The sequence below is a fragment of the Variovorax sp. 20P10.2.4 genome (assembly GCF_058244205.1).
On the sequence record NZ_JBZAYE010000740.1, the window covers coordinates 1 to 3,295 of the forward strand.

The window sequence follows — 3,295 nt, forward strand, 5'->3', positions numbered from 1 at the left end:
CGAGCAGGGACTGGCGCGCGCCGTGGCCTTCATCGAGGCCACGCTCGCGCGCTGATCAGGGGCGCACCAGCGGGATCTGCAGGTTGGTCGGCCGGTTCTGCTCGGTGTCGAAGCCGCGGCCGTCGATGTGGCGCGCGCCCCAGAACAGCATGTCGCCGCGCAGGTAGACGAGGTCGTACTCCATGAAATGGCGGCCCGCTGCCAGGCCGAAGGGCGCGAAGCTCTTGCCGAACACGCTCTGCGTGCCATTGACCTCCCACTTCGCATAGCCCTGGCTCGCCACCTGGTTCAGCAGGTCGGCGAAGCCCTGGATCAGCGGCGTGACCTCGTAGGCCTCGTCGGCCACGAAGTCCACCTTCTGCGCGCCGGCCGCGATCGGGTGCGCGCCGCGCCACAGCATGTGGCCCTTGATGAGGATGCGTGCGAGCGGCACGGCGCCGTTCGGGTCGGCCGAATTGACGATGGCGAGCTCGAAGCGGTCGTCGGGCAGGGCCTTGAAGGCACGCTTCAGGTAGAAGGGCTTGAGCGTGCCGTCGGCATTCTTCGCGGCACTGGGCCGGACTTCGGGCGCGATGCTGATCCAGTCGCCTTGCACGGCTTGTCGGGTCTGTTCCTCGGTCATGGGTCTGCTCTGGTTGGAAGAAGAAGAGGGAAAAGGGGGAAAAGAGGGAAGGGCGTTCGGCGCCGTGCCGCAGCCGGCAAGCGCCGCCGCGCAGGCGACCAGCGCCGTGGTGAAGGCCTTGCGGCCATGCGATGCAAGCGTTGTAGCCATGGTCGGACTCCAGGGAGGCCGGCAGTGTGCGGCGGGAGGCCGAACGCTCGTTAACCCAAATCGGCAAAATGCGCGGGCCGGCGTACGCTGGCAACCCACCGCCCCCTTGCCCACGCATGGCCCTCACCCTCGACCTGTTCGACGACTTCCACCTGCATGGCGCCTCCGCGCCCGAATGGCAGCAGCGCTACCTGCAGCTGTCGCAGGGCGTGATGCGCAGCACGCTGGCCGAGGCGGTCTCGGGCGGGGTGCATGTGTTCCGCAAGTGGATGAGCGAGCGTGTGGTGCAGCAGGGCTGCCTGCCCGCGGGACGGCTGTGCTTCGCGGTCGGCAACGGCCAGGGCGCCGGCATTCCGCGCGTGCAGGGCCGCGCGCTCGAGGACCACAGCCTGTTCCTGCTGCGCGCGGGCGACGACTTCACCTTGCAGCGCCCGCGCGGCATGGAACTGCTGGCCGTGACCTTCGAGGCCGAGCAGTTCCGCCGCCTGCTCGATGCGCGGCCGTTGCCGCCGCAGGCGCTGCGCCTGCTGTCGCAGCCGGTGCTGCGCGCGCCGGCCGAAGCCGTGGCGCGATTGCGGCACGCCTTGCTGGGGCTGGTGCAGGGCGGCGATGCCGCGGCCGAGGAAGCTGCCGCGCGCATCACCTTCGAGGCCTTGCATGCCGTGCTCGAGGGGGCGGCCGGCGCGCCACCGGGCGTGGCCGGCAGCTCGGCGAGCTTCATCGTCTCGGAGTGCCATCGCATCGTGGCCGCCAGCGGTGCCGCGCCGCCCGACATCGATGCGCTGTGCCGGCGCCTGCGCACCAGCCGGCGCAGCCTGCAGAACGGCTTCCGGCAGATGGCCGACACGACGCCGGTGCATTACCTGCGCAGCCTGCGGCTCAATGCGGTGCGCGATCGCCTGCTGGCGACATCGACCGCGCAACTGAGCGTGTCGCAGGCGGCCGAGGCGCAGGGCTTTCATCAATTGAGCCATTTCTCGCAGCGCTACAAGGCACTGTTCGGCGAGTTGCCGTCGGCGACGCCGCGCGCCGGGGCATAGCGATCTCGCAATTCCCGATGACGCGGGGACTCGGCGGGCGATGGTCAATTGATGCCAGCGCCGGTTCGTATCCGGCGCGGTGCCGACGAGAAGACAGACCGTCGATCGACGCCCGCCCGCGTCGCTGCGCAATTCAGGCGAGCCCTAAAAAAGACATGCGGCCGCAAGGGCCGCATGTGCAATTCGAAAACACCGAAGCGGGCTTCGGGATGGCGCGCTGGTGGTAGCAGGGCTTCCCGAAGACCGTCGCTTTATTTCGCGAGCAGTTCGTCGGGCGACTTGCCTGCTTCGAGCGCGGCCTTGAACCAGCCGGGACGCGGACCACGGCCACTCCATACATTGCCCTGGTCGTCCCGGAACTTGGGCGCATTGCCCGTGGCTGCCTTGCGACCCTTGCGGCCCTTACGCGCGGCGGGCTTCGCCGCGGCGGCCGGACGGCCCGGCGAGCGACCGAAACCCAGTTCGGCGGCCGTGAAGCCATACACCTCGATGGCTTCGCGGATGCGTTCGAGAACGCCGTCCGCTTCCTTCTTGCGAAGCTGATCCGCTTCTTTCTGGAGTTGTTCGATTTGCTTCTGGACCTGTTGGAATGTCTTGGCCATGGAGATGCTTTGTATTGGAGTGAAGAGAGAGGAGAGCAGGCGAGATTAGGCCGCGAACGCATTTTTCGTTGTCAGCAATTGTCGCAAAATCGAAATCAGGACAGGTCGCCGACAGGTGGTCTACAAAAAAAGCATCCGTTGGCCGATCGCCAATCCGTGCCGGCTTTCGGATCCGGCCCGCCGACTTTATCTGATTGGCAACCGGAATTCGGATTCCATTTTGGGAATTGGGGAGTTTGCCAACGCATCGACCGGCGCATTGGGAATCCGGCCGGCCGCAGTCGTAGCCGGGTGCGGACTGCACATCAATAGCTTCCCCGATCGATGAATGCATTCGACTTCATCGCAGCCGCGAGTGGCCTGGCATTGTGCGGCGCGGCATTCGCCGCGGATCGTCGAGTCCGCAATTGGGCGGGCACAAAGAACTCCGCCGGGAATATTCAGATCGTCGTGTTCGGGGCGCGATCGGAAATCCCAATTCGCAAAGTCCACCCAATTCCGGTGGGGATCGCGAGACCCGCCGTCAGTCGGGGGTTATCGCCCGTCGGCCAGGAAGGACCGCGGATCGACCGCGCGCCCGCCCACGCGAACCTCGAAATGCAGCTTGACCCGGTCTGCGTCGGTATTGCCCATCTCGGCGATCTGCTGGCCCTTCTGCACGGTCTGGCCCTTCTTCACCAGCGCGGTGCGCAGGTGGGTGTAGACCGTCATGCGCGAGCTGCCGTGGTCGATCATGAGCACGTTGCCGTAGCCGCGCAGGGTCTCGCTGACCGTGACCACGCCCTTGGTCGCGGCAACCACCGGCTCGCCGAGCTTGCCGGCGATGTCGACGCCCTTGTTGCTGCCGCCGTTGAAGCCGGCGATCACCTGGCCCTGCGCGG

The 3,295-nt window shown here is 66.9% G+C and carries 4 protein-coding genes; 1 reads left to right on the forward strand and 3 read right to left on the reverse strand.

All coding sequences use genetic code 11. The annotated features are described in order from the left end of the window. Positions 1–55: 55 nt before the first annotated feature. Entirely contained in the window at positions 56–772 is a 717-nt protein-coding gene (locus AC27VN_RS36665) for a hypothetical protein (RefSeq protein WP_490879815.1), read from the reverse strand. Positions 773–888: 116 nt separating this feature from the next. Between AC27VN_RS36665 and AC27VN_RS36670 the strand changes: the two genes are divergently transcribed. After that, positions 889–1,812: a helix-turn-helix domain-containing protein gene (locus AC27VN_RS36670; RefSeq protein WP_490879816.1), complete on the forward strand. Its 924-nt coding sequence runs from the start codon at positions 889–891 to the stop codon at positions 1,810–1,812. Positions 1,813–2,063: 251 nt separating this feature from the next. On the opposite strand, the gene AC27VN_RS36675 is transcribed toward AC27VN_RS36670, so the two are convergent. Continuing rightward, positions 2,064–2,414 (reverse strand): H-NS histone family protein, encoded by a 351-nt coding sequence (locus AC27VN_RS36675; RefSeq protein ID WP_093340656.1) that lies wholly within the window; start codon positions 2,412–2,414, stop codon positions 2,064–2,066. A 534-nt stretch (positions 2,415–2,948) separates the two neighbouring features. After that, a partial coding sequence (locus tag AC27VN_RS36680; RefSeq protein WP_490879817.1) for a murein hydrolase activator EnvC family protein occupies positions 2,949–3,295 on the reverse strand: 347 nt, incomplete at its 5' end.